Annotated in this window: 21 protein-coding genes; 6 read left to right on the top strand and 15 right to left on the bottom strand. The window is 63.5% G+C overall.

Annotated elements, in window-relative coordinates:
* Positions 1-226: 226 nt before the first annotated feature.
* Positions 227-763 carry a hypothetical protein gene (locus NDO75_RS08910; RefSeq protein ID WP_310905797.1) on the top strand — a complete coding sequence of 179 codons (537 nt, stop codon included), beginning with the start codon at positions 227-229 and terminating at the stop codon, positions 761-763.
* A gap of 289 nt (positions 764-1052) precedes the next feature.
* On the opposite strand, the gene NDO75_RS08905 is transcribed toward NDO75_RS08910, so the two are convergent.
* The 3 genes from NDO75_RS08905 to NDO75_RS08895 form a co-directional block, all read right to left on the bottom strand.
* Positions 1053-2048 (bottom strand): DUF1616 domain-containing protein, encoded by a 996-nt coding sequence (locus NDO75_RS08905; RefSeq protein ID WP_310905796.1) that lies wholly within the window; start codon positions 2046-2048, stop codon positions 1053-1055.
* 207 nt (positions 2049-2255) lie between these two features.
* Positions 2256-2531, bottom strand: coding sequence for a PadR family transcriptional regulator (locus NDO75_RS08900; protein WP_310905795.1), 276 nt, complete (start codon positions 2529-2531; stop codon positions 2256-2258).
* A 229-nt stretch (positions 2532-2760) separates the two neighbouring features.
* Positions 2761-3093: a helix-turn-helix domain-containing protein gene (locus NDO75_RS08895; protein ID WP_310905794.1), complete on the bottom strand. Its 333-nt coding sequence runs from the start codon at positions 3091-3093 to the stop codon at positions 2761-2763.
* A 591-nt stretch (positions 3094-3684) separates the two neighbouring features.
* Between NDO75_RS08895 and NDO75_RS08890 the strand changes: the two genes are divergently transcribed.
* On the top strand, positions 3685-3846 hold the full coding sequence (locus NDO75_RS08890; protein WP_162834899.1) for a hypothetical protein: 162 nt from the start codon (positions 3685-3687) through the stop codon (positions 3844-3846).
* 350 nt (positions 3847-4196) lie between these two features.
* A complete protein-coding gene (locus tag NDO75_RS08885) occupies positions 4197-4700 on the top strand; it encodes an ArsR family transcriptional regulator (protein ID WP_310905793.1) in 504 nt (167 codons plus the stop codon).
* Between the two features lie 199 nt (positions 4701-4899).
* On the opposite strand, the gene NDO75_RS08880 is transcribed toward NDO75_RS08885, so the two are convergent.
* The 3 genes from NDO75_RS08880 to NDO75_RS08870 form a co-directional block, all read right to left on the bottom strand.
* Positions 4900-7413, bottom strand: a complete 2514-nt coding sequence (locus NDO75_RS08880; protein WP_310905792.1) for a hypothetical protein — start codon at positions 7411-7413, stop codon at positions 4900-4902.
* Positions 7414-7597: 184 nt separating this feature from the next.
* Complete coding sequence (locus NDO75_RS08875) at positions 7598-8098, bottom strand: hypothetical protein (RefSeq protein ID WP_310905791.1); 501 nt, start codon at positions 8096-8098, stop codon at positions 7598-7600.
* Between the two features lie 481 nt (positions 8099-8579).
* Positions 8580-9563, bottom strand: coding sequence for an NAD-dependent epimerase/dehydratase family protein (locus NDO75_RS08870; RefSeq protein WP_310905790.1), 984 nt, complete (start codon positions 9561-9563; stop codon positions 8580-8582).
* A gap of 481 nt (positions 9564-10044) precedes the next feature.
* Between NDO75_RS08870 and NDO75_RS08865 the strand changes: the two genes are divergently transcribed.
* The 3 genes from NDO75_RS08865 (at position 10045) to NDO75_RS08855 (ending at position 14012) form a co-directional block, all read left to right on the top strand.
* A complete protein-coding gene (locus NDO75_RS08865) occupies positions 10045-10218 on the top strand; it encodes a hypothetical protein (protein ID WP_310905789.1) in 174 nt (57 codons plus the stop codon).
* Positions 10219-10677: 459 nt separating this feature from the next.
* Entirely contained in the window at positions 10678-12048 is a 1371-nt protein-coding gene (gene allB, locus NDO75_RS08860; protein WP_310905788.1) for an allantoinase AllB, read from the top strand.
* 302 nt (positions 12049-12350) lie between these two features.
* Positions 12351-14012, top strand: a complete 1662-nt coding sequence (locus NDO75_RS08855; RefSeq protein WP_310905787.1) for a SipW-dependent-type signal peptide-containing protein — start codon at positions 12351-12353, stop codon at positions 14010-14012.
* 439 nt (positions 14013-14451) lie between these two features.
* Here the strand turns inward: NDO75_RS08855 and NDO75_RS08850 are convergent, their stop codons facing one another.
* The 9 genes from NDO75_RS08850 to NDO75_RS08810 all read right to left on the bottom strand — a co-directional run bounded on the left by NDO75_RS08850 (position 14452) and on the right by NDO75_RS08810 (position 24631).
* Positions 14452-15195, bottom strand: coding sequence for a hypothetical protein (locus NDO75_RS08850; protein WP_310905786.1), 744 nt, complete (start codon positions 15193-15195; stop codon positions 14452-14454).
* On the bottom strand, positions 15192-15821 hold the full coding sequence (locus NDO75_RS08845) for a signal peptidase I (protein WP_310905785.1): 630 nt from the start codon (positions 15819-15821) through the stop codon (positions 15192-15194). Before NDO75_RS08845 ends, NDO75_RS08850 begins: the two co-directional genes overlap by 4 nt.
* A complete protein-coding gene (locus NDO75_RS08840; protein WP_310905784.1) occupies positions 15818-16414 on the bottom strand; it encodes a hypothetical protein in 597 nt (198 codons plus the stop codon). Before NDO75_RS08840 ends, NDO75_RS08845 begins: the two co-directional genes overlap by 4 nt.
* Positions 16415-17085: 671 nt before the next feature.
* Positions 17086-18156, bottom strand: a complete 1071-nt coding sequence (locus NDO75_RS08835; protein WP_310905783.1) for a quinone-dependent dihydroorotate dehydrogenase — start codon at positions 18154-18156, stop codon at positions 17086-17088.
* Positions 18157-18232: 76 nt separating this feature from the next.
* Positions 18233-19597: an MmgE/PrpD family protein gene (locus NDO75_RS08830; protein WP_310905782.1), complete on the bottom strand. Its 1365-nt coding sequence runs from the start codon at positions 19595-19597 to the stop codon at positions 18233-18235.
* A 117-nt stretch (positions 19598-19714) separates the two neighbouring features.
* Entirely contained in the window at positions 19715-20893 is a 1179-nt protein-coding gene (locus NDO75_RS08825) for a CaiB/BaiF CoA-transferase family protein (RefSeq protein WP_310905781.1), read from the bottom strand.
* Complete coding sequence (locus NDO75_RS08820) at positions 20894-21472, bottom strand: MaoC family dehydratase (RefSeq protein ID WP_310905780.1); 579 nt, start codon at positions 21470-21472, stop codon at positions 20894-20896.
* Between the two features lie 42 nt (positions 21473-21514).
* Positions 21515-22720 carry an acyl-CoA dehydrogenase family protein gene (locus NDO75_RS08815; RefSeq protein ID WP_310905779.1) on the bottom strand — a complete coding sequence of 402 codons (1206 nt, stop codon included), beginning with the start codon at positions 22718-22720 and terminating at the stop codon, positions 21515-21517.
* Between the two features lie 276 nt (positions 22721-22996).
* Entirely contained in the window at positions 22997-24631 is a 1635-nt protein-coding gene (locus NDO75_RS08810) for a class I adenylate-forming enzyme family protein (RefSeq protein ID WP_310905778.1), read from the bottom strand.
* Positions 24632-24679: the final 48 nt, after the last annotated feature.

The raw sequence follows: 24679 nt of genomic DNA, 5'->3' as shown, positions 1-24679 counted from the left end.
GTCCGCCGCGAACGGCACCCTCAGGGGTATATTCGACCGGCCGATCCCTCACGTCCGCTGAAACGTCGAGTTCGGCGTCTATCATGGCTTCTAACAGGTATAACGCCCTTTCGTGCGGGTAGCCGTGCGATAGTAAAGGGCCACAGGCTGGCATACGGTTCTGTGAGGTATCCGACCACACCCGGCAGACGGGACCGGGACCAGATACGACACGACGAGGGCAGCCATGGCTGACAGCGAACTCACTCAAGCAGAACTATTCGACGTATTCAGCAACGCACGGAGACGACGCGCGGTTCAGTACCTCAAACGACAGGGCGGCAGTTGCGATCTCGCGCCGCTGGTCGAGCAGGTCGCCGCCTGGGAGAACGACGCCGATCCCGACGACGTGACTCGAACCCAGCGCCGGCGGGTCTACATCTCACTGTACCAGACACATCTCCCGATGCTCGAGGATCACGGTATCGTCGACTGGGATCCTGACGGCCACGAGATCGAACTCCTCCCCAGCGAGGACCAGTTCGAGCCGTACCTCGACCGACGTCTGGACGGCGAACGGTCGTGGCACCGCCTCTATGCCGGCGTGACGTCGGTCGGCGTCGTCGCCTTTGCGCTCTCGTCACTGGCCGTCGGTCCACTTTCGACGGGCCTCGCGCCAGTCGTCGCCGCCGCACTTTGCGTTCTCGTCCTCGCCCTCGCGGCCGCACAGCATCTCTCACGCCGTCCCGGGACGACGCTTTCGTTCGGCCCAGCGAGCCGATAGCCGTCATCGAGCTCACTGTCCGTCCCGTCACCTGGTCCGAGCCGGTCGCCGCTCCACAGCATCCGGGGGAGCCACGATCGGCTGTTGTCGATAGAACGGGAGCGGAGCCGAGCGTTCTACCGGAGCAACTGAACCGATTTTCACGCCGATCGCACAGTCTGCGGGTCTCGCGCTTACTGTTCGCTCGAACCGCGCTTCCGTCGTGCGATCGGGTGTGCAGTGGCGTTTCAGTCGTTCGATCGGGTATGCAGAAAAGAGACTCGAGCGCCGATCGCGATCGAACGGTTCGCTACCCGCCCGTCACCGTTACCCAGAAGTGGGTCTCCTCGGCCGCGTTGTCGACCGTCGGCTCGGCCGGCGGCTCGCCGTGGTAGAGCAGGACTGCGATTCGGACGGTCTCACCGGACCCGGCCGTCGGTGTGACCGAGCGCTCGCCGGTTCCCGTCGATCCGTCGTCGACGCTCGCGTCGATCCGCCGTAGCTCCGTCCGTTCGACGACCTCGCCCTCCGACACGATCTGTTGCTGCACGACGACCGTGTACTCTCGCTGTTCGCCCTCCTGATTCTCGATCGAGAGGATGAACGGAACGGAGTCGCCCGCCTCGACTTCGCTGGGGAGTTCGCCGGCGACCACTTCACCGTCCTCGTCCTCGCTGTAGAGTGCGAGTTCCGTAAAGCCGCCCGTCGGCGCGGGCATCAGAAAGCCGACGAACAGCGCACTGACCGCCATCCCGATCGCGAGGACGAGCACGACCGACGAAACCGTCGCAGCGCCGGTATTGTCGCTGCGGAGTCGCTCTAGGCCTGCGGTCAGCGAGACGGTAAACCGTTCTCCGTCGGGAACGCGAAGTCGCCTGACGGCGCCGAACTGTGCGGTCACGACCGTCACCAGCGTCAGTGCGGTCGCGATCGACGCGGTGGTCAGCCCCCACTCGGTGAACGATAACGCGATGGCGATCACCGGGACGATCGCCAGCGACAGGACGAACGCCAGCCCCGTACGTTCGACCGCATCGATTCCACGGGGGCGGCTAGTGACGGCCGTTGCGATCCGGCTCGATTGCTGTGTGGCTCGCTTGTCGGCGGGAAAGAGGACCGAAACGACCGCATATCCCGGGAGGAACAGGGCGAGCGGAAACGTCACGAACAGTCGCAGGCTACTGTCGCTACCGAACGTCGTCACGATCGCGTACGCCAGCAGTGCGCCGAACGAGACGGCCGCGAGGTCGAAGGGATACCGACGGACGATCCCGACGCCGGTCCGGGTGCTCGTTCGATGACTCATCGACGATCCACCGGCGTTCGCTGCGCAGCGCTCCGTCTCCGTGCGAACAATACGGATACCATTCTCGTTAGATCGGTACACTCATCGGTGCTTTGTTATGGCCGTGTTACCGACACGAGCGATGCGATCGCTCGACCCGCGGCCACGATGGGGCGCTACAAGCGGCGACCTTCGTTCCGGTCCCGTGACTCGGGATCCCGACGGGTGTTAAAAGTCGACGTACTGGGCCTCCCAATCTCGCCGTTCTTCGATCTGCTGTCGCCCGGCGTCGGTGATCGCGTAGTAGTTCGTTCGCCTGTCGAGTTGCCCCTTCTCGACCAGCTCTTTGTTTACGAGCGTATCCAGATTCGGATACAGCCGCCCGTGATTGATCTCGGAGCTGTAGTACTTTTCGACCTCGTCCTTGACGGTCTGCCCCGACGGTCGGTCAGCGCCTGCGATCACGTACAGCAGGTCGCGCTGGAAGCCGGTCAGATCGTGCATTGCTCAATCACACTGACCGTTCCATTGAGTGGATATTTGTTATCCGTATCATACAGCAACTAACCCGATCGTTGATACGATATTACTCGCGAGAAACACTCTGTTCGCCGGATAGTCACTCGCCGCCGGGAATCGTAGTACAGATCATCTCTTTCCTCTCTCCGACCGATATCGATCGGCGCCACTTGCTCGACCGTTTCGGTGATCGTTTCCTGAAACGACTCGCGGGTTATTCTCCAGTATCCGACACGACGACCTCGATCCCGTCCGCGCCGATCCGAACGCGGAGGACGTCGGCGGTCGCTTCGTACGCAGTCGTATGCGAGCCGTCGTCGTCGAACCGGACGCACTCTGCCAGGAGATCGCTCTCGAGAAGATTGTTGATCCGTCGGTACACCGTCGCCGAGGAGCTATCAGTTCGGCTCGTGAGTTCTTTCGCCGTCTTCGGACCCTCACTCGTGGCGATGAGGATCGTCCGGGCGCAGTCGTCCCCGAGGACATCGAGCTGGGCGGCGGAGTTGGAAGTCGATTCCGATCGCGTGTTACTCGCTTGCGTTGACATGGTCGTAGTCACTCGTTCGTGACGGGCAGGTGCCGTTCGCTCTCCGAGAGAGGTGACGATGCGAGACAGTCGGTAGTGGGGCCACCACCGTTCCGGGTTCCACCGTACATTCGCGCACACCGATCGGTAAGCGATAGTGGTATTTTATAACGATGTACCTTATTCGCGTTCTCCGCGCCGTTCCACGTCGTAAGATCGTATTTCGCTCGAGAAATAACAGCTTTCCGCGGTACGCGACAGGCGTCAATTCCGTGTTTGAACGCTGAATACGCCATAACACGACTGAATTCGGTTTGACAGCCGTTACCAACCGATTCCCCTACCCCATCTACGCAGGCCGTCTTCCGGCGAAGATCTGCCGGAAAGCGGCTATTTCCCGGTTCTCTGGCCCGCTCGCCGGCTGAACGGTCTGCGTCCTTTATTCGCGTTTGCTCCCCTCGATACGATGATGCCCGGTCGAGTGCCTTGCCGCGATGCCATCGCGCTCCGCCGACGCGTGATAGCGGGTAACCGCTATCGGTCGGCGGCGCACGAAACTCGGCCGAGTACACCCCCCAAACCATGAACTCCCAACAACACGACTGGAAACCCATGGAATCGTCGACAGCCGGCGCACGGTGTCGAAACTGCGGGACCCACGTTACGCAGCAGTTCGCTCGCGTCTTCGGTGACAACGGCGATGTCGTCCACGGGTGCCCGTCCTGTACGACCTATCGAGAGATGCAGTCCGGCGGTCACCTTCCCGGCGACTGATTTCCCTTCGCCCGCATGCCCCTTCTTCGGCAGTCGACTATCGTTTTCGCTCGTCTCTGGCTGTCCAGCGAGCCGCCAGTGTTCCTCCTCTGATAGCGGGGACGATGAGCATGCCGTACGGCCACCGCTGCTCCTGCTATCTCGTCCCGATCGATTCCCCTCGAGCGACGGGGAGCCACGCCACAGCTGTACTTCTCCCCTACGGTCGTTCGCAGACGCGCGATATTCGCCGGCCGAAACGGACGACGACGTAACCTGCAAAAGTTAAAGTTAGTGGTGGGAGAAGTATGCCGACATGGTCGTTGGTGGTGGACTGTCCCTCGAGAACCGGTGCCCTATCTCTCTGATCGATGTCAGTTCAAACAAACAGAACTGAACCGCTCGAAGAGAGTGAGGTGTTTCACATCCTCGGTAACGATAGACGCCGGGCCATCGTCCAGTTGCTCGCGGACGAAGGCGGTCAGGTCGATGTCTCCGACGTCGCAAACGAGATCGCCGCGGCGGAGTCGGATACGTCACCGGTGCCGAACAATCTCTACAAGAGCGTCTACGTCTCCCTCCAGCAGACACACCTTCCTCAGCTGGAAGAAGACGCCGTCATCGAATACGACTCCGATGCGAAGACGATCCAGCCGGGCCGTCATTTCGACGAGGTCCTGCAGTACGTCGACGGCCACAACGACGATCATTCGCGCATTCTGCAGTTTCATCTCGGCCTCTGTCTCGTCGGGCTCGCGGTCATCGGGCTGGCCGGGCTCGGCCTCCCAGTCGTCTCGAGCGTCGATCCGGTCCTTACCAGTGTGCTCGTCTTCCTCGCCGTCGCCGCGAGCAGCCTCTATCAGCTCCTCGGATAGCGACGGTCGATCGCCCGAGCCAACGGACCGACTCCTCGTCGCGACAGCGATCAGTCGTCGACCGGCGGCTAGCGGTCGTTGCGGACGGCACGACACCGAGACGCCGCTGTCGGTCGTGACTGTTCGCTCGAGTGATCGCGATGGTCGTCGTCTCGCAGCGGCGGAAAAAGACGCGCTGTCCGGTTAGGATGATCCTCGCTTAGGCCAGCGACCCAAGCGCGGGCTGAGTCTCGTTGGCTGCCTCTCCGTCGGTCTCGTTGAGACCAGTTTCGGTTTCGTTCGTCTCGTCGGTATCGATGCCGGTGTCGGTCGACTCGGTCAGCTCGATCATCGCGACTTCGCCGGACTCGTCGGTCAGCACCATGTGGACGTATTCGCCGGGCTGGAGGCCAGTCGTATCGACCTCGAACTCGACGTCTTCGCTGGCACCAGCCTCGAGCGTCACGTTCTGCGCTGCGATGAGGTCACCCTCGAGACGGAACTGGACGGCCTCGGTTCGCTCCTCGTCCGTCGGGTTCTCGACCGTCGCCATCACGGTGATGTTCTCACCGATTTCGGCGCTGTCGGGTGCCTCGAGGTTGGTGACGTTGAAGCTTTCGGCTTCCACCGGCTCCTCCTCGGTCACGTTATCTTCGGTGACGTTGTCTTCAGTGACGTTCTCCTCTATCGCCGGCGGTTCCTCCGTGACGTTGTCCTCAGTCACGTTGTCTTCCGTCAGGTTATCTTCCGTGACGTTGTCCTCAGTCACGTTGTCCTCGGTCACGTCGTCTTCCGGTTCCTCGACGGTGACGAAGGCCTCATCGGTCACGGGCTCGCCCTCGGCGGTGAGGAATGGACCGTCTTCCTCACCCTCCGTCTCGACGAAGTCGTACGTCTGATTGTCGTTCGTGTCCTCGTGCGGCATCGCGATCAGCGTCTCGTCTTCCTCGAGCGGTTCGTCGAGCGTGACCGTGATGTTCTCCTCCGTTCCCGCCTCGAGGTACTCGGACGTTCCGATGACGCTGCCGATGGCGTCTCCCTCGAGGAGGCCGCTGTCGTGGATCGTCACGAAGCCGGGATTCGGCAGCGTGGTCTCCGCGACGACGACCGTCTCGCCGTCGGTCGTCTGGTTGTCGAACGTCACGGTGGCCTCGGCCGGCTCTTCTTCGGTGACGTTGTCCTCGGTCACGTTATCTTCCGTGACGTTGTCGACCGGCTCTTCTTCGGTGACGTTGTCCTCGGTCACGTTATCTTCCGTGAGGTTCTCTTCGGTGATGTTCTCCTCCATCGACGGCGGCTCTTCGGTGACGTTCTCTTCGAACGGCTCTTCGTCCGTCACGTTGTCCTCAGTGACGTTATCTTCGGCCGGCATCTCGTCGGTGATGTTCTCCATCTCATCCGGCAGTTCGTCAGCGCTGATATCCGGGCTGACGACGAGCACGTAGATGCTCGCGTTCTCGACGTTCAGGTTTTCGATGGTCGTGTTCTCGATTGTGACGAAGATCGGCCGGTCACCAGCGTCGACCGGCAGTTCGTCCATCGGCTCGTCGATCGTCACGTTGTCTCCCGGCTCTTCTTCGAACGGCTCTTCCTCGGTGACGTTGTCAACCGGTTCTTCCTCGGTGACGTTGTCGACCGGTTCTTCGTCCACGGCCGCATCCTCAACCGTAACGAGGGCATCGTCGGTCACGGGCTCGCCCTCGGCGGTGAGGAACGGGCCGTCTTCTTCACCCTCGGTCTCGACGAAGTCGTACTGCTGATTGTCGTTCGTATCCTGATGCGGCATCGCGATCAGCGTCTCGTCTTCCTCGAGCGGTTCGTCGAGCGTGACCGTGATGTCCTCGTGCGTACCCGCTTCGAGGGAGTCAGAGACGCCGATGACGCTGCCGATGGCGTCTCCCTCGAGGAGGCTGCTATCGTGGATCGTCACGAAGCCGGGATTCGGCAGCGTGGTCTCCGCGACGACGACCGTCTCGCCCTCGGTCGTCTGGTTGTCGAACGTCACGGTGGCCTCGGCCGGCTCTTCTTCGGTAACGTTGTCAGTCGGTGCTTCCTCGGTGACGTTGTCGACCGGTTCTTCCTCGGTGACGTTGTCGACCGGTTCTTCCTCGGTGACGTTGTCGACCGGTTCCTCCGCGGCCGCATCCTCAACCGTGACGACGGCCTGGTCGGTCACCGGCTCGCCGTCGGACGTGAGGTAGGGGCCGTCAGCCTGGCCCTCCGTCTCGACGAAGTCGTACGTCTCGTTCTGGTTGGTGTCCCGGTGCGGCATCGCGATCAGCGTCTCGTCCTCCTCGAGCGGTTCGTCGAGAGTGATCTCGATGTCCTCGTGCGTGCCCGCCTCGAGGTACTCGGACGTTCCGATGACGCTGCCGATGACGTTACCCACGAGGAGGCTGCTATCGTGGATCGTCACGAAGCCCCCACTCGCGAGCGTGGCGTTCGCGACGACGACCGTCTCGCCCTCGGTCGTCTGATCGTCGAACGTCACGTACGCGGCCTGGGTCACGTTCTCCGTGGTCTCGTTCCCCAGTGCCGTCTCGTCGTCGGTGACGGTCTCGTTATCTGTCGCGTTCTCTTCTACTGTCTCGTTTGTCGGTTCGTACTCGTCTTCGCTGACCTGTGCGCTCTCGTCGACGGCCCCGCTGCCGGACGCAGCGGTGACCATCGCCCCGCTCGAGCACACGAGCATCAGCGCTGTGATCAAGACGAGTACCTGTTTGCGTGCGTTCATGGTTGCCCTGAGGGCATCAGTCTCGTCGTCGTTTCCGCGGATAAACCGGCGGAACCATTACGCTGAGAAATTGGATACTACGGCCCAGCGGCGGCGTATTCAGTGAGACGTTCGTTCCCGGAAAACAACGGTTGTTGATAGGAACGGTCCCGCGCTAATGGTTGTTGATAAGAGCGGTCCCGCGCTAATCGTCGTTCGTCTGTTCGGGCGACTTCGATGCCGTCGGTTCGTGTCCCGGCAGACAGACCAGGTTTTCCCGTCCCAGTCGGAGTTTCGTGACCTGATCGTCGTCCTCGAGGTCCGCGAGCAACCGGCTGACCTTCGCTTTCGACCAGTCGACGGAGTCGACGATTCTCGATTGTTTCATTCGGCCGCCGTTTTCCCTGAGTAGTTGGCAGACGCGTTCCTGATCGGTGACGAACTCTTCGTGGCTCGAGTCTGGCTCGTTCGCCAGGGACGGCGGGTCCGCGTACCGGTTACGGGCGATGAGTATCCCTCCGAGAAGCGCCAGCGCAACGATTCCCGCGAGGGCCGCCACATGTGCTCCGCCGTCCAACTGGAGCGGGTGGACGAGTTCCGAGACGAGCTCCGGACGGGGACCCGCGACGATCGGAGGGACGGCCGCGCCGCTGATCGACGGACTGGACGTATCGGTCGCCGTGGAAACTCGTCGTCGGATGCTCATGGCTGTTTGGAGGCTGTGTCTCGATGATTCATGTCCTGTACCGTCGTGACCGCCCTACAAATTGTTTTTTATAGGCCATCTGCTGTTATGATTTCGCCTGTCTCTCGCCGTATCCATACCGTCCAATTCCCGAACGTGTCCCGTCGTATGGCTGGCCGATCGCCCATCGTACGCGGGTGACTCGCCGGTGGCGGAACCGCGTCAACGCGGCCCGTGGTTGACCGGTATGATACGTCTCACTCATGGTATGGATGGCCTTTGATCGACAAACCGAATAAACGCAACCGTACGTTTGTAACGGTTAGCGCGGATTCGCCCTGGGTTCAGTCAGTAAGTAAACGCTTCAGTGACGCTCGTCGAATCGAACACTAACGCCCGAAATCGTCGTGACGCGCTTCGAGCAGTCCACTTTTCGAGCGGTACAACGGTTGCTATACGGCAGTACGGATCGGTTTCGGTGGCCGGTCCGACTGGCGGACGGCTAGCTGTATGATCCGCTTTCACGGTTGGTGTCCGGGGTGGCACCGGCGTCCCGACCGGACGGCCCCGACGAGCCGACCACCGTTCGAATCCCAGACTCGAGGCCGATGCGGGCATCGAAGCCGAGCTCGTAGCTCGCTTTCGAGGTGTCGGCGCCGCTGTGTCTGATATCGCCGGCGCGGGGTTCGCGGTGGACGATCGGGGAAGACGAACCGGTCGCGTCGCGGATCGTCTCGGCGAGTTCCTCGATCGTCGTCCGCGTTCCCGTTCCGACGTTGTACGCTTCGCCGACGGCGTCGGTCGTCGCCGCGCGCAGGTTCGCCCGGACGACGTCGCTGACGTGGACGAAATCGCGGCTTTGCTGGCCGTCGCCTTCGATCGTGATCGGCTCGTCGGCCCGTGCCTGCTCGACGAACGTCGAGATAACGCCGCTGTAGGGTCCCTGCTGGCGCGGGCCGTAGACGTTGAAGTACCGGAGTGCGACCGTAGGCAGGTCGTACAGTTCCTCGTAGAGCCGAGTGTACCGGTCGAGTGCAGCCTTCTGTACGCCGTAGGGCGAGGTCGGGTCGATCCCGGCCGTCTCGGGTACTGGCAGCTCGTCGGGGTGACCGTAGACCGCCGCGCTCGAGGCGACGACGACCCGGGCGTCTTCCTGGCGGGCCTGCTCCAACACCAGGAGGCTCGCCTCGAGGTTCGTCCGGTTGCTCTGGCGCGGTTCGTCGACGCTCTGGGCGACGCTGACGAGCGCGGCGTGGTGGAAGATGAGGTCGACGCCGCGGGCCGCCCGCTGGAGGGCGATCGGGTCGCGAACGTCGCCCTCGATCACCGTCACGTCGTCGGGGAGGTGGGTTCGGTCGCCGCTCGAGAAGTTATCGAGCACTCGGACCTCGTTTTGCGGCGCCAGGGCGTCGACGAGGTGGCTGCCGATGAAGCCCGCGCCGCCGGTCACGAGTATCGCTTGATCGCGGATCGCTGGCGTGTCCATCGCTCGGTGCTACCAGCGCCTCGCTGTTTAGTATCCGATTCGTACCCCTGCGTATTCAGGCTCGAGGCGGCGGAAGGCGCTGCTTACAGCCTTATCTGTACGGTCTCGAGCGAGGTCCCGGCATGACGTGGCGCAATCGGGCTCTGCCGACGCCGACGGACCGCGGTGGAACGCACCGAGCGCCGCTCGGTGATCGTCTCGAGTCGCTCGACCACGACCTGATTTCGTCCGATGTTACAATAGATATAAGTCGCAATAGGTTGACTATCCGAACGGAAGCCGGTCTCCGGAACAGGGACGTATCGCAAACGTCCCGGGTGCTGAGGACACCCGAGACTGGCTTCCAACCCGTCCAGGGTTTGCAAGCCATGATTGCATACATTCTACCGGGACATAAACGTCTCGCACGATCGCGGAATCGCCCGACACGAACAGTCTCGAGTCCGGATTCGGCCTCGAGCCAGCGCGGAGGGTGCTGGAGATGAGCGGTCCGGACGAGGCGACCGAAGACGATGACGAGTCAGTACTCCCCGACTGCCCCCGGTGCGGCGAGCGGGTGGTGATTTCGGTCGCGTTCGGCCCCGAGGCAGGGCTGGTCAGCCCCTGTGGCTGTTCCGTGCCGCCGGCGCTCTTTCCGGAGGTTCACGGACAGTAGTCCGGGGCTCGCGCTCGAGCCCCGGCGGTCAGCCGGCCGGTCGACGCGGTGAGCGTCCACGCCGTCGAAACCACCACCCGTCGACATCACGCGTCGGCCGGTCGGCCCGAAAGCGGCGGCTCGAGTCATTATCCAAGGCGGACTCACCACCGCGACTCGGTCGTTCACGCGGGGAGTCTGTCTTTCTGACTGGTATCCCGTGTGGCGAACGCGGTGGAAGCGTTCTGCTACCGTGGCAACATGGATTCGCCACCCCCTCCCCAGCCGATTCGCTCACTCCGTTCGCTCGTCCCTCGGACAAGTCCGTCGGCCGGCCTCGCTCGGTTCACGGTTCCCGATGGTCACCGTTCCACTCGTCGAGGCCGGCCGACAGCGCGCGCCACCGCGCGACGGCTGGACCGACGAGCGTCCGATCGGTTTGGGGAAGCTATATGCGCGGCCCTCGGCAACTCCACGGCAATGACCGTCGATCTCGTCGTGCGCAACTGTACTGTCGTCACGCCCGCGGGGCGGACCCCCGACGCGGGCGTCGCCGTCGAGGACGGGACCATCGTCGCTGTCGGTCGGAGCGACCGGCTCCCCGAAGCCGACCGCGTCCTCGACGGCGAGGGGAACGTCCTCGTGCCGGGTATCGTCGACTGTCACATCCACAACCGCGAGCCCGGCCTCGAGTACAAGGAAGACTGGGAGTCCGCGACGCGGGCGGCCGCCGCCGGCGGGGTGACCACCGTCGTCGGGATGCCGAACACGGACCCGGTCATCGACCGGCCCGAGCACCTCGAGCTGAAGTTCGAGCGCGGCGAGGCGTCGGCCCACGTCGACTTCCAGAGCTACGCCGTCGTCACGAGCGAGAACCTCGATCTCATTTCCGAGATCGACGAGGCCGGTGCGCTCGGCTACAAGGTCTTCCTCGGGTCGACCGTCGGCGACGTGCCGCCGCCGAGCGACGGGGAGATCCTCGAGGCGATGGAGAAAATTCGGGAGACGGGCAAGCGGCTCGGCTTCCACGAGGAGAACGGGGAGATCATCGACCACTACACGGAGCAGTTCCAGAGTGAAGGAAAGAACGAGCCGATCGACCACTCCCACTCGCGGCCCGTCGTCGCCGAGCGGGAGGCCGTCGAGCGGATGGTCACCTTCGCCGAGGAGACCGGTGCGAAGATCCACATGTTCCACGTTTCCTCGGGTTCGGCGGCCGAGGCCGTCGCCCGCGGCAAAGACCGCGGCGTCGACGTGACCGCTGAAACCACCCCTCACTACCTCTGGTTCACCGAGGAGGTCATGCGCGAGAAGGGCAACGTCGCACGCGTCCAGCCGCCGATTCGCGACGCCGAAGAACAGGACCGGCTCTGGCGGGTCGGCATCGACGACGGCGCGATCGACTGTATAGCCACCGATCACGCGCCCCACACGCCCGAGGAGAAGAAGGTCGACGATCCCTTCGGAAACACCTGGGACGCGATCTCGGGCTTCGTCGGCCTCGAGACCGAGGTGCCGGCCATGCTCACGTTCGTCGATCGCGGCCGATTCACGATGGAGGAGTGGGTCCGCCGTCACTCGACGAATCCGGCCAGGGTCTGGGGGATGTATCCCCAGAAGGGCTCGCTACAGGTCGGCACCGACGCCGACTTCACGGTCGTCGACCCCGACCTCGAGTGGACGGTAGACAGCGCCGACCTTCACTCGAAGAACTGCGTGACGCCGTTCGAGGACGAGTCCTTCCGCGGGAAGGCGGTCGCGACGGTCGTCCGCGGGAAGGTCGTCGCTCGGGACGGTGACGTGCTCGGGGAGTCGGGGTACGGAACGCGTGTCGATGTCGATAACGAGTAGCTACCGCCTCGAATCGCCGTTTCAGCTATCGGTTTCCCCGTGAGACCGTTCAAATCGGTCGAGAGAAGCTGCTGACCGATGGAAATCGCCGTTACTACTCCGACTGCGGTGACGAACGGCCGTTTTCGATCGCCGCAATTGATCTGTATAATTCGCTTACTTCTCGAACTGAGGTTCGTTCTAGCGACTTTCCTGCCTGTGTATATATACCACCGTTGATCGGGATGTTCGTGTTGTCCCAGCTGGGGGAGACGGTGGTTCGAGCCGCCGATGGGATTCCCGCGGACTGGGGGTCAAAAACCATGACTGACGAACGAAATTCGATCTCGAGACGGAACGTATTGGCAGGACTTGGCACGATCGGCGTCGGAGGCGCGCTCGCGGGTGCCGGCACGAGCGCGTTCTTCAGCGACAAGGAGACGTTCGACGGGAACAAGCTCGTGACTGGCGCACTCGATCTCAAGGTCGATTGGCAAGAGCACTACAGCGACTGGAGTGACGAGGAAAGTCTAGCCAATGACCCCACTGGGATCTACAGCAACGAAAACCAGTTTGGGGAGTTTGGGTCAACGGATGCCGACGGTAGATTCGAGGTGTTGATGGAAGATCCAGCGACCATGGAGGGTTACGATCCAGAGAACTACATCGGCTTCCCGTCACAGGCAGATGTACCCCTTATCTGGGTGCCCAATGGCTACGCCGACGACTTCCTTCGGAGTACGGCCATCGAGGCCTATCCGGACACGAACAACGACGGGATTCAGGATTATGCCGCCTTCAACGAGAAAGGCTGGGATATCTGTAAAGAGCAAGCTGACACGCCGAACGTTCTCAGTTCAGAATTGCGGACTGACTCCACTCCCGACGGAATCGGCTGGGATCCGAACCCTCAGGTGACTAATCCTGAAACTCCTGATCCGTTGATCGACATCACCGACGTGAAACCGGGTGACTTCGGTGAGCTGACGCTCAGCTTCCACCTGTGTGATAATCCCGGCTACGTCTGGCTGACCGGCGCGCTGCACGAGGAGGGGACTTCAGAGAACGGGCACACCGAGCCCGAGGCGACCGATCCCGACGAAGAGCCAAACCGCGTCGAACTCCTCGACGAGATCCAGACGCAGTTCTGGATCGACGACGGTGACAACGTCTTCGAGCCTGACAATGGCGAGACGTTACTCTTCGAGGAGCCCCTCTCGCTGCGAGAAGCACTCGCCCTTCTGGAGAACAATGACAATGGGCTGGGGATTCCAATCCAACCTGAAACCGGTCAAAACGGGACCAACAGTTCTGGTCTTTCCCCTGGAGTCTGTCCTCAAACAGGTGTTGACCGTACGAGCACAAGTCAGGATGATTTTGCGGAGGACACACGACCTTACCGTAATCCGTTCTGTACAGACTACGGGTTGACTGAGGCGATTAAAGTTGAGGCGGAGTCCGACGAGCCTGACGAGCCAGTCCTCCCTGACTCGGGAGCATGTGAGACGTACGAGACTCCCTACGGCGAGATCAGGGTGTGTGTGAATCAGGAGGGGAACATCTCGAGCTGGGAGACCGATCCAGATAATGCAGACGGATTCTGTGTAGACAAAGTTATCGTCAAAGGGGGAAGAGCCAATGAAGGCGGTGGCAATATCTATCACTACGACGACCCCACGGATGTCGGAGGTGAGACGTACATCGGCAGTAGCGGTGATGACGAAACTACTCTGACCACCCAATTCGGAGATATCAGCCACGTGAGTTTCTGTGTCTCCCTCGAACCCGACGGCGGCAACGGCGACGGTGAGCGGGAGTGTTTCGTGAATTCGACGACCTACTACGTCGGCTTCTCGTGGTGGCTGCCGGTTGATCACGCCAACGAGATCCAGACCGATTCCGCGTCCTTCGACATCGGCTTCTACACCGAGCAGTGCCGGCACAACGACGGCTCCGGAATGCGACCGGAAACGGACGACTCGTAACTCGGCTTGCGGCTGCCCACTTCCTTCGTACTGGGCGGCCTGCGATGCTGTTTCTCTTCGATCGGACCGACCGAGACGATCGGTGAGATGCTTTTTTCACACGGAACCTGTGACGCTATTGTCCGCGGGAGTCACTGTAGGTACTCGAGTAACTTTCAAAGCACTATTCAGATAAATTTTACTATAGGTGTGCGGTAGCTGTACCGCCATCGAGTAGTCCGTCGCCATGTATTCAGGACACGAACGATCGAGCCGTCCGGAAACCTGTCGGGTGCATCGGTCACGGCGGTAGACACACGCGTCGACTCCTGAGACTACCACGTCTGGAGAATGAACGCACTCACCTGTCGGTGTACTCGCGTCGCCGAAAACGCATCAGCGATCGGTCTCTGCGCTTGCAACAACTCGACGGTCCCGGCAGCCTGTCGTTCACCGATCGTCAGCCGGATGCCGTCTCGTTACCGGCGTTCGCGTCGTCCGTCTCGGCTCGAGTCTCGCCCGTGCTATCGACGGTAGTCGTCGTATCCGTATCTCCGGTCGAGGAGCCGCTCGACGTAGATTCATTTCCACTAGCCGTCGACACGGTTGATTCGTTCTCGCCGGTACTGTTTCCGCCGTCGGAGTCGGAACCGGTTAGAGGAGTCCCGGACGTGTTCCCACTCGTCGAATTGTCGGCGCTGGTGGCGTTTTGGTCCGTCGAAGTATCCGCTGTCCCGTTCACTGCTGACGCGTTCTCGCTACTGACGGTCAGCGTCCCATTGCGGACCTCGCCGTCGGCGACGACCGACCACTCGACACCGCTCGTGTTTTCCGCCGCGATTCCGTAGCGTTCGGACCACGTTTCGTTCGGCTCGAGTTCGACGGTCCCGTTGTCGACCGTCTCGTTGTCGATGATGATCTCGTACGTGGCCGCAGCGGGGCGTTCCCCGACGTTCTCGACGGTCACCTCGAGCGTACTCTCGCCGGCGCCAGTCTCGTTTCCGAGCGCAGCGACGGTCCCATTCTCGGAGGAAGCGACTGAAACGTGTAGCGTCCCCTCGTCGGCGGCGGCACCGATCCCGTTGTCTTCAAATGCGGCTTCGTCGGAGAACAGCGCCGCCGTCGGCCCGAGCCATCCGCCGGCGACCACCACGCAAAGCGCGATCATCGCGACCGCGAAGCGGGCGACCGTCTCGGTGGTCATCGGTCGTCACCCGATTCGGTGACTCCGGAATCCGTCGGTCCGGCCGGGTTGTCGGTCACGGTCGCTGTCTCCTCCGACCCCAGTATGGCATCGAGCACGCGGCCAGTCACCGAGGCGTACCCAAACTCACGCAGTAACTGCCTGCATCCCGAGGCGATCAACACGACCCCCGGCAGGACTACGAGCGCGACGAGTCCGAGCGGCGACCGGGCGAACAGAAGCAAGTACCCGAGATATGGGATGTGCAGGTGCTGGACGCCCGCTGTAGCGCTCGCAGGAACATAACCTTGGTCGGGATCTTCGTTCGCATCACCTTTCGTTTTGAAATAAAGCTGGCCGTTTTCCTCGCGGGTCTCGATAACGCGGTGGGTGATATAGCCCCGATCGGGGTCGTCACCGGCGTGGAACGTCACGACATCGCCAGTTTCGATTTGGTCGGCAGGAACCTCCGTTGTGACGACGACATCACCCGACGAGATCGTCGGCTGCATGCTGTCCGAGGTGACGATGTAGGCGTCGTCGCCGCCGACGACGCCCGGGAACGTGACAACGGCGACGAGAACGAGCATCGTAAGGAGGAGAACGCCGCCAACGCCGTAGACGACCGACCTCGCGTTCCCGTTCATCGGTCACCACCCCTGTACTTCGGTGGTTGCCCCTCTCTTCCGAGGCGCATTCGATTGGCGTAGCGGACGTGTGCCGCCGACGAGACGGCGAACAGCGCGGTGACGAGGCCGGCACCGAGAAGCGGATCGATGCGTCCGAACGGAACGATGTCGGCACCCAGCCCGAGGAGAAAGCCGGTACAGAGCACGCTCAGCCCAGCGTAGTATTTGCTCCAGGGGATGTCGTTGTGCGGGACTACGTCGAGGTACACCTCCAGCTGTGAGCCGGCGTCGGTGAGTTCGACGGTCCCGCGGTCCCTGTCGAACGAGACGATGTTACCGTCGTCTAGCTTCGGTAGATGCGATTGCCGGAGCGCGGTATAGACCCGCATTCGCTGTTCGCGAGTGACGTCAGTCACTGGGACCTCGTTCTCCCAGGCGGCGAGCTGTGTGACTAACTCGCGCAACGAGAGCGGCCCGCCACGTTGTTTGAGACAGTGAATGACGTACCGCCGCCGTCGACAGCTCAGCATCTCGAATGCGACGTCTTGTGAGAGTTCCGGCGAGCGATCCGTCGGTCGTGCGACCATCTGACGGAGCTGAGTTACTGCCATCGCCCTCCGCCGGAGTCGTCTCCCAATTCTGCGTTCTCCGCCTCGGATCGAGCGATACTCCTCGTAGCTGTTCCACCGGTCGGGTCTGCGTTCGGCGTGTCCCCCATCGCTTCACCCCAAATAGTCAGATATGGATAGTTATGATCGAAATAGAACGTTCTAACGAGTGACTGACTGCTTCTTCTACCGAACAGGGAATTACATCCGAATTAGACTGGGTCGGCCAAAGGGAAGACAACCGACGTGTCAGTCGAGGAATCGGTCGGTACCCCTGGTCGAAAGGAGTACGGCTCGACTCGAGTGCTGGGCAACCGTAGACGGCGTGTTGATGGAGTCGGTTGCCCGTCGTCGATCGTCAACTCCCGGCCAGCTAATCACCGTGACTGTTCCCAGTCCGTGAAGTAGCGATCAATTTATATCCACACTCCGTCCTTCCGACACCGGCAGGGACCACGTTATGGTCGATGCAGACTCCGTGACAAATGTGGGCGGCTAACCGGACGAGATAGCAAAAACGGAACAGTTCCGTTCGATTCCGCTCTCGGTAACGAGCCGAAGTACGGCCCCTGTCGTAGAGTCACAGCGGGCGGACAGCGATCAGGGGGAACTCGACAACGGGATCGACGACCCGGTGCCGGCCGACTAGAACGGGATTTGCCGTTCCAGCCTCCTCACTCGAGGTCCGCGCCGACCGCGTCCTCGACCGACGAGAAGCCGTCGCGCTCGAGCAGTCTCGAGAGTCCCCGGTTGATCTGCTTCGCCGTCGACGGCCCTTCGTAGACGAAGCCGGTATACAACTGGACGAGCGAGGCCCCGGCGCGGATCTTCTCGTAGGCGCTCGCCGCGGAGTCGACGCCGCCGACGCCGACGATCGGTAGTTCGCCGTCCGTGTACTCCGCGAGCGTGCGAACGACCGCGGTCGAACGATCCTCGAGGGGCTTCCCGCTGAGCCCGCCCCACTCCTCACGCCGCGAGGAGTCGAGTCCGTCGCGGCTCGTCGAGGTGTTCGTCGCGACGATGCCGTCGAGGTCGAACTCCCGAACGATGTCGACGAGGTCGAAGATCGCCTCGTCGGGCTCGTCGGGGCCGATCTTCACCAGGATCGGCACGTCCCGGTCGTTTTCCGCCTCGAGCGTCTCGAAGATCGCCCGGAGGTGGTCGGGCGAGGCCTCGTCGAACTCGTCGGGGGTGTTCGGACAGGAGACGTTGACGACGACGTAGTCGGCGAACGGCGAGAGCCGGTCGAAGACGCGTCGGTAGTCCTCGATCGCCTCGCGCTCGCTCGAGGAGTTCATCTTGCCGACGTTCACCCCGAGCGGAATTCCGGGCACCCCGTCGGCCTCGAGTCGGGATTTCACGCGCTCCATCCCCTGCCCGTTGAACCCCATCCGGTTGATCATCGCCTCGTCCTCGAGCAGACGAAAGAGCCGGGGTCGATCGTTACCTGCCTGCGGATAGGGCGTCACGGTGCCGATCTCGACGAAGCCGAAGCCGAGCGCCGCGAGCGCGTGGGTCACTTCGGCGTTCTTGTCGAAGCCGGCGGCGACGCCGACCGGGTTCGGAAACGTGGTGTCGAACAGGTCGACCTCGAGCGCCGGATCGTCGTGCCGGTACGCGTAGGAGAGCGCCGCTCGCGTCGGTCGCGTCGACTGGGCCGCCCGGAGCGTCCGCTTGCCGAGGTCGTGGGCCGTCTCGGCCGGCAGTTTGAACGCGAGGGGGCGGACCCGCGAGTACAGCGTCATTTGGTGGTACTCCGAACGGCCGATAAGTAAACGTCTCGAAGCGACGACGCTAGGGCGGACGGGCGGGAAGCTAGCTTCAGAGCGACTCGAGGAGGCTCCCCACGTCCTCGACGGACCGCAGATTGTCGAGCGCCGCGAGCGCGTCGTCGATCGCGACCGAACCAGGTGCGAAGTCGGCGCACATCCGGAACTTCTCGTGCAGTTCCTCGACGGAGAGGGGATCGTCGTGCGTTCCCGGCGGCCGTTCCTGCGTGCGCTCGTACGTCTCACCGTCGCGGGTCGTCACCGCGACCCGCGCGGCGTTCGAGTCGTACGGCATCTCGTCGTCGACGGACAGCGAGACGCGCTCGCGGACGGTCTGGACCGCCGGTTCGTCGATGTTCGTCGTCTCGAACGCCGACAGGCCGACAGTTCGGCGAGCGATCGCGCTCCCGATCAGGTACGGCATCGAGAACTTCGCCTCGAGCCCCGTCTCGGGGTCGTCGTGGGCGAGCGCGTCGGCCGCCCCCTGTGAGGCCGTTACCCGCACCGCGTCGATCCCGTCGGCCGCGAGGTCGTGCTCCTCCGCGAGTCGGATCGCCGCGTAGATGGCGGCGTGGGTGTAGTAACAGCAGGGATACTTCTTCACGTCGATGCCGTCCTCGCGAATCGCCCACCGCTCGCCGAGGTCGGGCAGGGCCTCGAGGTCGGGCTCGCCGTCACCCCGGTAGAGGTCGAAGAAGCCGCGTTCACCGTCTATCGCCGTCGAATCCGCCGTCGCGCCCTCGGCGGCGAGCAGGGCCGCGGTCGTCCCCGAGCGGGCGGCTTGCCCCGCGTGAATCGGCTTGGTCGTCGTCCCGAAGTTGCGCTTGAGGCCAGCGGGCATCGAGGCGGCGATCGAGAGGGCGTTCGCTGTGCGTTCGGCCGAAAGGCCGAGCAGGTTGGCAACGGCCGCCGCGGCACCGAAGAGGCCGATCGTCGACGTGGCGTGCCAGCCGCCCTCGTAGTGGCCCGGGCTGATCGGCCTCGAGAGGTAGTTCTGGGTCTCGAAGCCGGCGACGAAGGCCGTCAGCAGGTCTCGACCGGACGCCCCTTCGCGCTCGCCGACGGCCAGCAGCGGGGCGACCATCGGAACGCTGGGGTGGCCGTCCATCGCCGCCAGCGCGACGTCGTCGAAATCGAGGGCGTGGCCGGCGGTCGCGTTCGCGAAGACGGCGTCGGACAGCGGTAGCCGCTCGTCACGCCCGAGAACCGTCGTCTCGCCGGGGCCGTCGTCCGCGGTCACGGCGGCCGAAGCGATCGCGCCCGCCTCCGCGTCAGCGCCGGCGAGCGTCACGCCGACGGTGTCGAGGATCGCCCGTTCGGCAGTGCGGAGTGCCTCGTCGGGAACGGCTTCGGGACCGAGCGCGGCGACGAACGAGGCCAGGTCCGCGGTCACTTCGCTCGAGGGTGTCTCGGTCATCGTGGGACCCTCCGGTACCGATCCACACAATCGTGCCCGCCGATCGCGGTGCTCGAGGGGGGTCTCGCGGGCAACTGCTCCGTCTCCGTTCGGGCCGATCGAGCGGCCCGGGGACGCTCAGACCACATCGTTCGCCCGAAGGGTTTCGATCTCGTCGTCCGAGTAGCCGAGCGCGTCGAGCACTTCGTCGGTGTGTTCGCCCAGATCGGGCATCGGTTCGGCCGCGAACTCGAGCGCGTCGGTGTCGATCGGGTTGTCGACGTACGGCACTGGGCCGTCCTCGGTCTCGAGTTCCTTCACGAGATCGAGATGTTCGGTCTGGGGGTGGTCGAGCACCTCGTCTAACTGGTTCACGTCGCCCCACGGAATACCCGCCTCGGCCAGCCGCTCGGCCCAGTAGTCCCGCGGCTGTTCTGCGATGAGGTCCTCGATCAGCGGCTCGAGGGTGTCGCGGTTTGCGACTCGGCTTTCGTTGTCCGCGAACCGCTCGTCCTCGAGCAGGTCGGGTCGCTCGAGGACGGCCTCGCAGAGCAGTTCCCAGTGGGCCTCGCTCAGGATGGCGAAGTTGACGTACTGGTCGTCGGCCGTCTCGTGGGGGCCGTAGGGGGTCAGCAGGTGGTGGCGCATCCCGATGCGTTCGGGCTGTTCGTCGTTGTGCCAGTACTTGTGGGGGAAGTAGCCGAGCCACGACAGCATGCCGCCGAACATCGTCACGTCCAGTTCCTGCCCTTCGCCGGTTCGCTCCCGGTGGAACAGCGCGAGCAGCGTAGCGATCGTCCCGTAGGTCGCGGCGTTGATGTCGCAGACGCTCAGGGGGATCTTGGCGGGCGCGTCCGGCGAGCCGTTCATCAGAATGAGTCCGGTCTCGCCCTGCATGACCATGTCGTAGGCCTTGCGGTCGCTGTAGGGGCCGTCCCGGCCGTAGCCCGAGACGTTCAGGTAGATCACGTCTTCGTTGATCTCGGCGACGTCCTCGTAGCCTACGCCGAGCCGTTCGACGACGCCCGGGGAGTAGTTCTGGACGATCACGTCGGCCTCCTCGGCGAGTTCGTGGAAGATCGCGGTCCCGTCCTCGCTTTTGAGGTTCAGCTCGACGCTCAGCTTGTTCCGGTCGACCCAGGCGTGGGCCGACGAGTCGCCGTACACCACCGAGTCCCAGTGGCGGTTGACGTCGCCCACGTCCGGCCGCTCGACCTTGATCACTTCTGCGCCGAAGTCGCCCAGCATCCGGGTACACAGCGGGGCGCTGACCCCGCTCTCGAGGCTCACGACCGTGATGTCGTCGAGCGCGAACATCTACAGCTCCTCCGGCTGCGTGCCGATTCCCTCGGGCCAGCCCGGGGGCTCCGCCGCGGAGGGCTCTGCGTACTCGCGTTTCAACACCATGGGCGTACGCTCCAGGCTCAACACGAGGTCGTCGTGCTGGTTGTACGCTCGCAGTTCCGTCTCCACGATACCGACGTGGTCGCGGGACTCGAGTTCCCGCTTGCTCAAGACTTCGCTTTCGGCGAAGATCGTGTCGCCGTGGAAGACGGGATTGTGGTGGCGGATGGCGTCGTAACCGAGGTTCGCCGTCGCGTTGACGGACACGTCGATGACGCTCATCCCGACGGCCAGCGCGATGACGAAGGTACCGTCGACGAGGCGCTCGCCGAACTCGGTCTCCTCGGCGTAGGCCTCGTTGAAGTGCATCGGGTTGAGGTTCATCGTCACGTTGGTCATCCAGACGTTGTCCGTCTCAGTGACCGTGCGGCCGAAGGGATGCTTGTAAACGTCGCCGACCTCGAAATCCTCGTAGTAGCGGCCGTGCCATCCTTCGACGAGTCGCTTGTCAGTCGCTTCCTCTACTTCGGTGTCGTCAGTATCGTCCGTCATTGGTGTGAGTCGTGGATCGGGTGGGTCGTGGGTACTCGTCGATCAGTACGAGCGCGGCAGGCCGAGCACGTTCTCGCCGAGATAGTTCAGGGCGAGTTGCTGGGTGATCGGCACTAGCCGGGTCAGCCGAGCCTCGCGGAAGTAGCGCTCGACGTCGTACTCCGTGGCGATGCCGAACCCGCCGTGGGTCTGGACCGCCGCGTCGGCCGCCTCGTAGGCCGCGTCGGCCGCGAGGAACTTCGCTGCGTTCGCGTACGCGCCCAGATCAACGTCTTCGTCCGAGGCCGCTCGGTCGGCCGCGTTGTAGGTCAGCTGTTTGGCCGCCTGCAGCCGCGCGTAGGCCTCGGCCAGCGGGTGCTGTATCGCCTGATTTTTCCCGATCGGGCGATCGAACACCTCCCGATCGTTGGCGTACTGGACCGCGCGCTCGAGCGCCAGCCGGCCGAGGCCGATACACTCGGCGGCGATGACGAGCCGCTCCTCGTTGAGGCCGTCGAGCACCTGGTAGAAGCCGTTGCCCTCGACGCCGATCAGGTTCTCCTCGGGGACGCGCAGGTCGTCGAACCAGAGCTCGAAGGAGTGGACGAAGTCGCTGGCGGATTTGGGAATCGCCTCCATCTCGAGTGCGCCCTGATCCATCGCGTCCTCCAAGTCGACGAGGAACATCGAGATGCCGCGGGTTCGTTTCTCGACCTCCTCGAGCGGCGTCGTGCGCGCGACGAGGACGATGTAGTCGGAGACGTCGACGCGGGAGGTCCAGATCTTCTGGCCGTTAACGACGTACTCGTCGCCGTCTTGCTCCGCGCGCGTCTCGATCGCCGGTGAGTTCGAGCCGGCGTTGGGCTCGGTCAGGCCGAACGCCTGGATCGAGGCCTCGCCGTCGGCGACCTTCGGAAGCAGGTCGCGTTTGATCTCTTCGCTGGCGTACTCGACGATGGGGACGGAGTTGTAGACGCCGCCGTGGACCGCCTGCGCGGCGCTGAACCCGCCGCCGTTGGCGGCGATCTCCTCCATCATGACGACGGTCTCCTGTGTTCCCATTCCGGCACCGCCGTACTCCTCGGGCAACAGGATACCCATCCAGCCGTGGTCGGTCAACGCATCGACGAACTCGTGGGGGTACTCCCCGTCGTCGGCTCGTCGACGCCAGTACTCGTGATCGAAGTCAGAGCAGATGTCGCGGATGCTCGAGCGAACGAGCTGTTGGCTCTCGGTGAGCGCGACCGCGTCGCCTAGCAGTCGGGGCATTAGCAGATCCTCTATCCGGTCGAGGGAAAAGCGTTATGTCATGACGTGGACCACCGGGAACAGTCGGCGAACTCGCCGAAATCGATACGGACGCCCTCCGAAATTCATTTATACATGAACTGTCTTCCGAACATATAATATAATAAATAATTATGGTGGGGCAGTGACGTATCGGTCTCGGTGCCGACGAGCTGCGGTCAGAACGGCTGACGCAGGGCGAGTCCGCTCATCGAACGGTCCTGGTCAGCAGCGTTTCTTTCCGACGTTCCTCGGCCCTCACGCGTCGAACCGGTCCGCGACCCGCTCGCGCAGCACCGTTTTCTGGACCTTCTCGCCGTTCGGTCCCTCGGTCGTCGGGAACTCGTCGACGAACTCGAACGCTTCGGGGACTTTGTAGTCGGCCACGCGAGAATCGAGGGCGTCCTCGAGATCCCCCGCGGTCAGCCCGTCGCTCGCGGGGACGACGAACGCGACCGCTACTTCGCCGTGGCGCGGATGGGGCGCGCCGACGACCTCGCACGAGCGCACGTCGGGGTGGTCTTCGACCGCCGACTGGATCTCCCGCGGTGCGACGAGGAAGCCCCGGACCCGGAGCGCGTCGTCGAGCCGCGAGCGGTAGTAGACGTAGCCGTCGTCGTCCATCTCGGCGAGATCGCCGGTATAGAACCACCCCGAATCGTCGAAGGCCGCCGCAGTCGCATCGGGTTTGCCGAGATAGCCGTCGGCGAGCAGGTAGCCTCGGATCGCGAGTTCGCCCTCCTCGCCGGCCGGCAGTTCCTCGCGGCTCTCGGGGTCGACGATCTTCGCCTCGATGTCCGGGTGGATCGGCGGCCCGCCGACGCGTTTGCGCCGCGCTGCCGGATCGGTCGGATCGCCGACGAATATCTGGCTGTTGGCCTCCGAGAGCCCGTAGGGCTGGACCACCGGAAAGCCGACCGTCGACTCGATGCGCTCGAACAGGTCCTCGTCGAACCCTTTGCTGATGAAACCGACGACTCCCTTGTCGATCGTTCCGACGCGCGACGGATCGAAGGTCTCGTGCTCGAGCAGTCGCTCGAACATGACGCCCAGTCCCGTGAGGTACGTCGCGTCGTGTTCGTCGACCAGTCGAATCGTTTCTCCAGGGTCGAAGTGCGTCTGCGTCACGAGCGTCGCGCCGGTCGCGAGGACGCTGAAGAGGGTGTTGTAGCCCCAGATACCGCAGAAGGGGAGCGTCGCGACGGCGACGTCTTCGTCGGTCACGCCGAGGTGGTCGGCGACGTGGGCCGAGTGGTTCAGCAGCGACCGGCTCGACTGCAGGCAGCCCTTCGGATCGCTCGTCGTGCCGCTAGTGTAGAAGATCGCCGCCGGGGAGTCGGGGTCTGTCGCGGGCTCGAGTTCGTCCCGATCCCGCGCCCGTCCCGCTTCGCACACGTCGTCGTAGGCCCGCAGCGCCGGCAGTTCGGCCGACGGTTCGAGGCTCACGACCGCCTCGAGCGAGGGAACCGAGTCGGGGTCGAACTCGTCCGGCGACTGCTCCGCGACCTCGGGAACCGCCGTCGCGAGCATCTCGTGGTAGTCCCGATCGAGCAACTCGTCCTCGGTGACGAGGACGCTCGCGCCGGAGTCCGCGAGCATGTACTCGAGTTCGTGGGTCCGATAGCGGGTGTTGACCGCGACCATCGCCGCGCCGAGGGCGGAGGCGGCGAGTTGGCAGACGATCCACTCGGGGCGGTTGCCCAGCCAGACCGCGACGACGTCGCCCTCGGAGACGCCGAGATCGGCGAGCCCGCGGGCGAGCGTCCGCGTTTCGTCGAGAAGCTCGTCGTAGGTCCACGTCGTTCCCTCGAAGACGACGGCCCGCCGGTCCGGGTCGGTCGCCGCGACTGCCGCGATCCCCTCGTACATCGTCTCGTCTGGCCACGTGAGCATCGGTACTACGCGTGATATCGGAGACCAGCGTCAAAACGGTTGTGCGCC

Origin of the sequence: Natrinema sp. 1APR25-10V2 (assembly GCF_031626495.1) — an archaeon.
Taxonomy (GTDB): Archaea; Halobacteriota; Halobacteria; order Halobacteriales; family Natrialbaceae; genus Natrinema.
The sequence above is the reverse complement of the archived record's forward strand: the minus strand, read 5'-3'. Positions and strand labels throughout refer to the sequence as shown.

Coding starts and splice junctions, on each gene's coding strand:
- NDO75_RS08890 (WP_162834899.1), top strand. CDS start 3,685: ATGGAATCGTCGACAGCCGGCGCACGGTGTCGAAACTGCGGGACCCAC.
- NDO75_RS08855 (WP_310905787.1), top strand. CDS start 12,351: ATGACTGACGAACGAAATTCGATCTCGAGACGGAACGTATTGGCAGGA.
- NDO75_RS08880 (WP_310905792.1), bottom strand. CDS start 7,413: ATGAACGCACGCAAACAGGTACTCGTCTTGATCACAGCGCTGATGCTC.
- NDO75_RS08905 (WP_310905796.1), bottom strand. CDS start 2,048: ATGAGTCATCGAACGAGCACCCGGACCGGCGTCGGGATCGTCCGTCGG.
- NDO75_RS08885 (WP_310905793.1), top strand. CDS start 4,197: ATGTCAGTTCAAACAAACAGAACTGAACCGCTCGAAGAGAGTGAGGTG.
- NDO75_RS08870 (WP_310905790.1), bottom strand. CDS start 9,563: ATGGACACGCCAGCGATCCGCGATCAAGCGATACTCGTGACCGGCGGC.
- NDO75_RS08815 (WP_310905779.1), bottom strand. CDS start 22,720: ATGCCCCGACTGCTAGGCGACGCGGTCGCGCTCACCGAGAGCCAACAG.
- NDO75_RS08865 (WP_310905789.1), top strand. CDS start 10,045: ATGAGCGGTCCGGACGAGGCGACCGAAGACGATGACGAGTCAGTACTC.
- NDO75_RS08910 (WP_310905797.1), top strand. CDS start 227: ATGGCTGACAGCGAACTCACTCAAGCAGAACTATTCGACGTATTCAGC.
- NDO75_RS08830 (WP_310905782.1), bottom strand. CDS start 19,597: ATGACCGAGACACCCTCGAGCGAAGTGACCGCGGACCTGGCCTCGTTC.
- NDO75_RS08835 (WP_310905783.1), bottom strand. CDS start 18,156: ATGACGCTGTACTCGCGGGTCCGCCCCCTCGCGTTCAAACTGCCGGCC.
- NDO75_RS08875 (WP_310905791.1), bottom strand. CDS start 8,098: ATGAGCATCCGACGACGAGTTTCCACGGCGACCGATACGTCCAGTCCG.
- NDO75_RS08840 (WP_310905784.1), bottom strand. CDS start 16,414: ATGGCAGTAACTCAGCTCCGTCAGATGGTCGCACGACCGACGGATCGC.
- NDO75_RS08820 (WP_310905780.1), bottom strand. CDS start 21,472: ATGACGGACGATACTGACGACACCGAAGTAGAGGAAGCGACTGACAAG.
- allB (WP_310905788.1), top strand. CDS start 10,678: ATGACCGTCGATCTCGTCGTGCGCAACTGTACTGTCGTCACGCCCGCG.
- NDO75_RS08850 (WP_310905786.1), bottom strand. CDS start 15,195: ATGACCACCGAGACGGTCGCCCGCTTCGCGGTCGCGATGATCGCGCTT.
- NDO75_RS08845 (WP_310905785.1), bottom strand. CDS start 15,821: ATGAACGGGAACGCGAGGTCGGTCGTCTACGGCGTTGGCGGCGTTCTC.
- NDO75_RS08810 (WP_310905778.1), bottom strand. CDS start 24,631: ATGCTCACGTGGCCAGACGAGACGATGTACGAGGGGATCGCGGCAGTC.
- NDO75_RS08825 (WP_310905781.1), bottom strand. CDS start 20,893: ATGTTCGCGCTCGACGACATCACGGTCGTGAGCCTCGAGAGCGGGGTC.
- NDO75_RS08900 (WP_310905795.1), bottom strand. CDS start 2,531: ATGCACGATCTGACCGGCTTCCAGCGCGACCTGCTGTACGTGATCGCA.
- NDO75_RS08895 (WP_310905794.1), bottom strand. CDS start 3,093: ATGTCAACGCAAGCGAGTAACACGCGATCGGAATCGACTTCCAACTCC.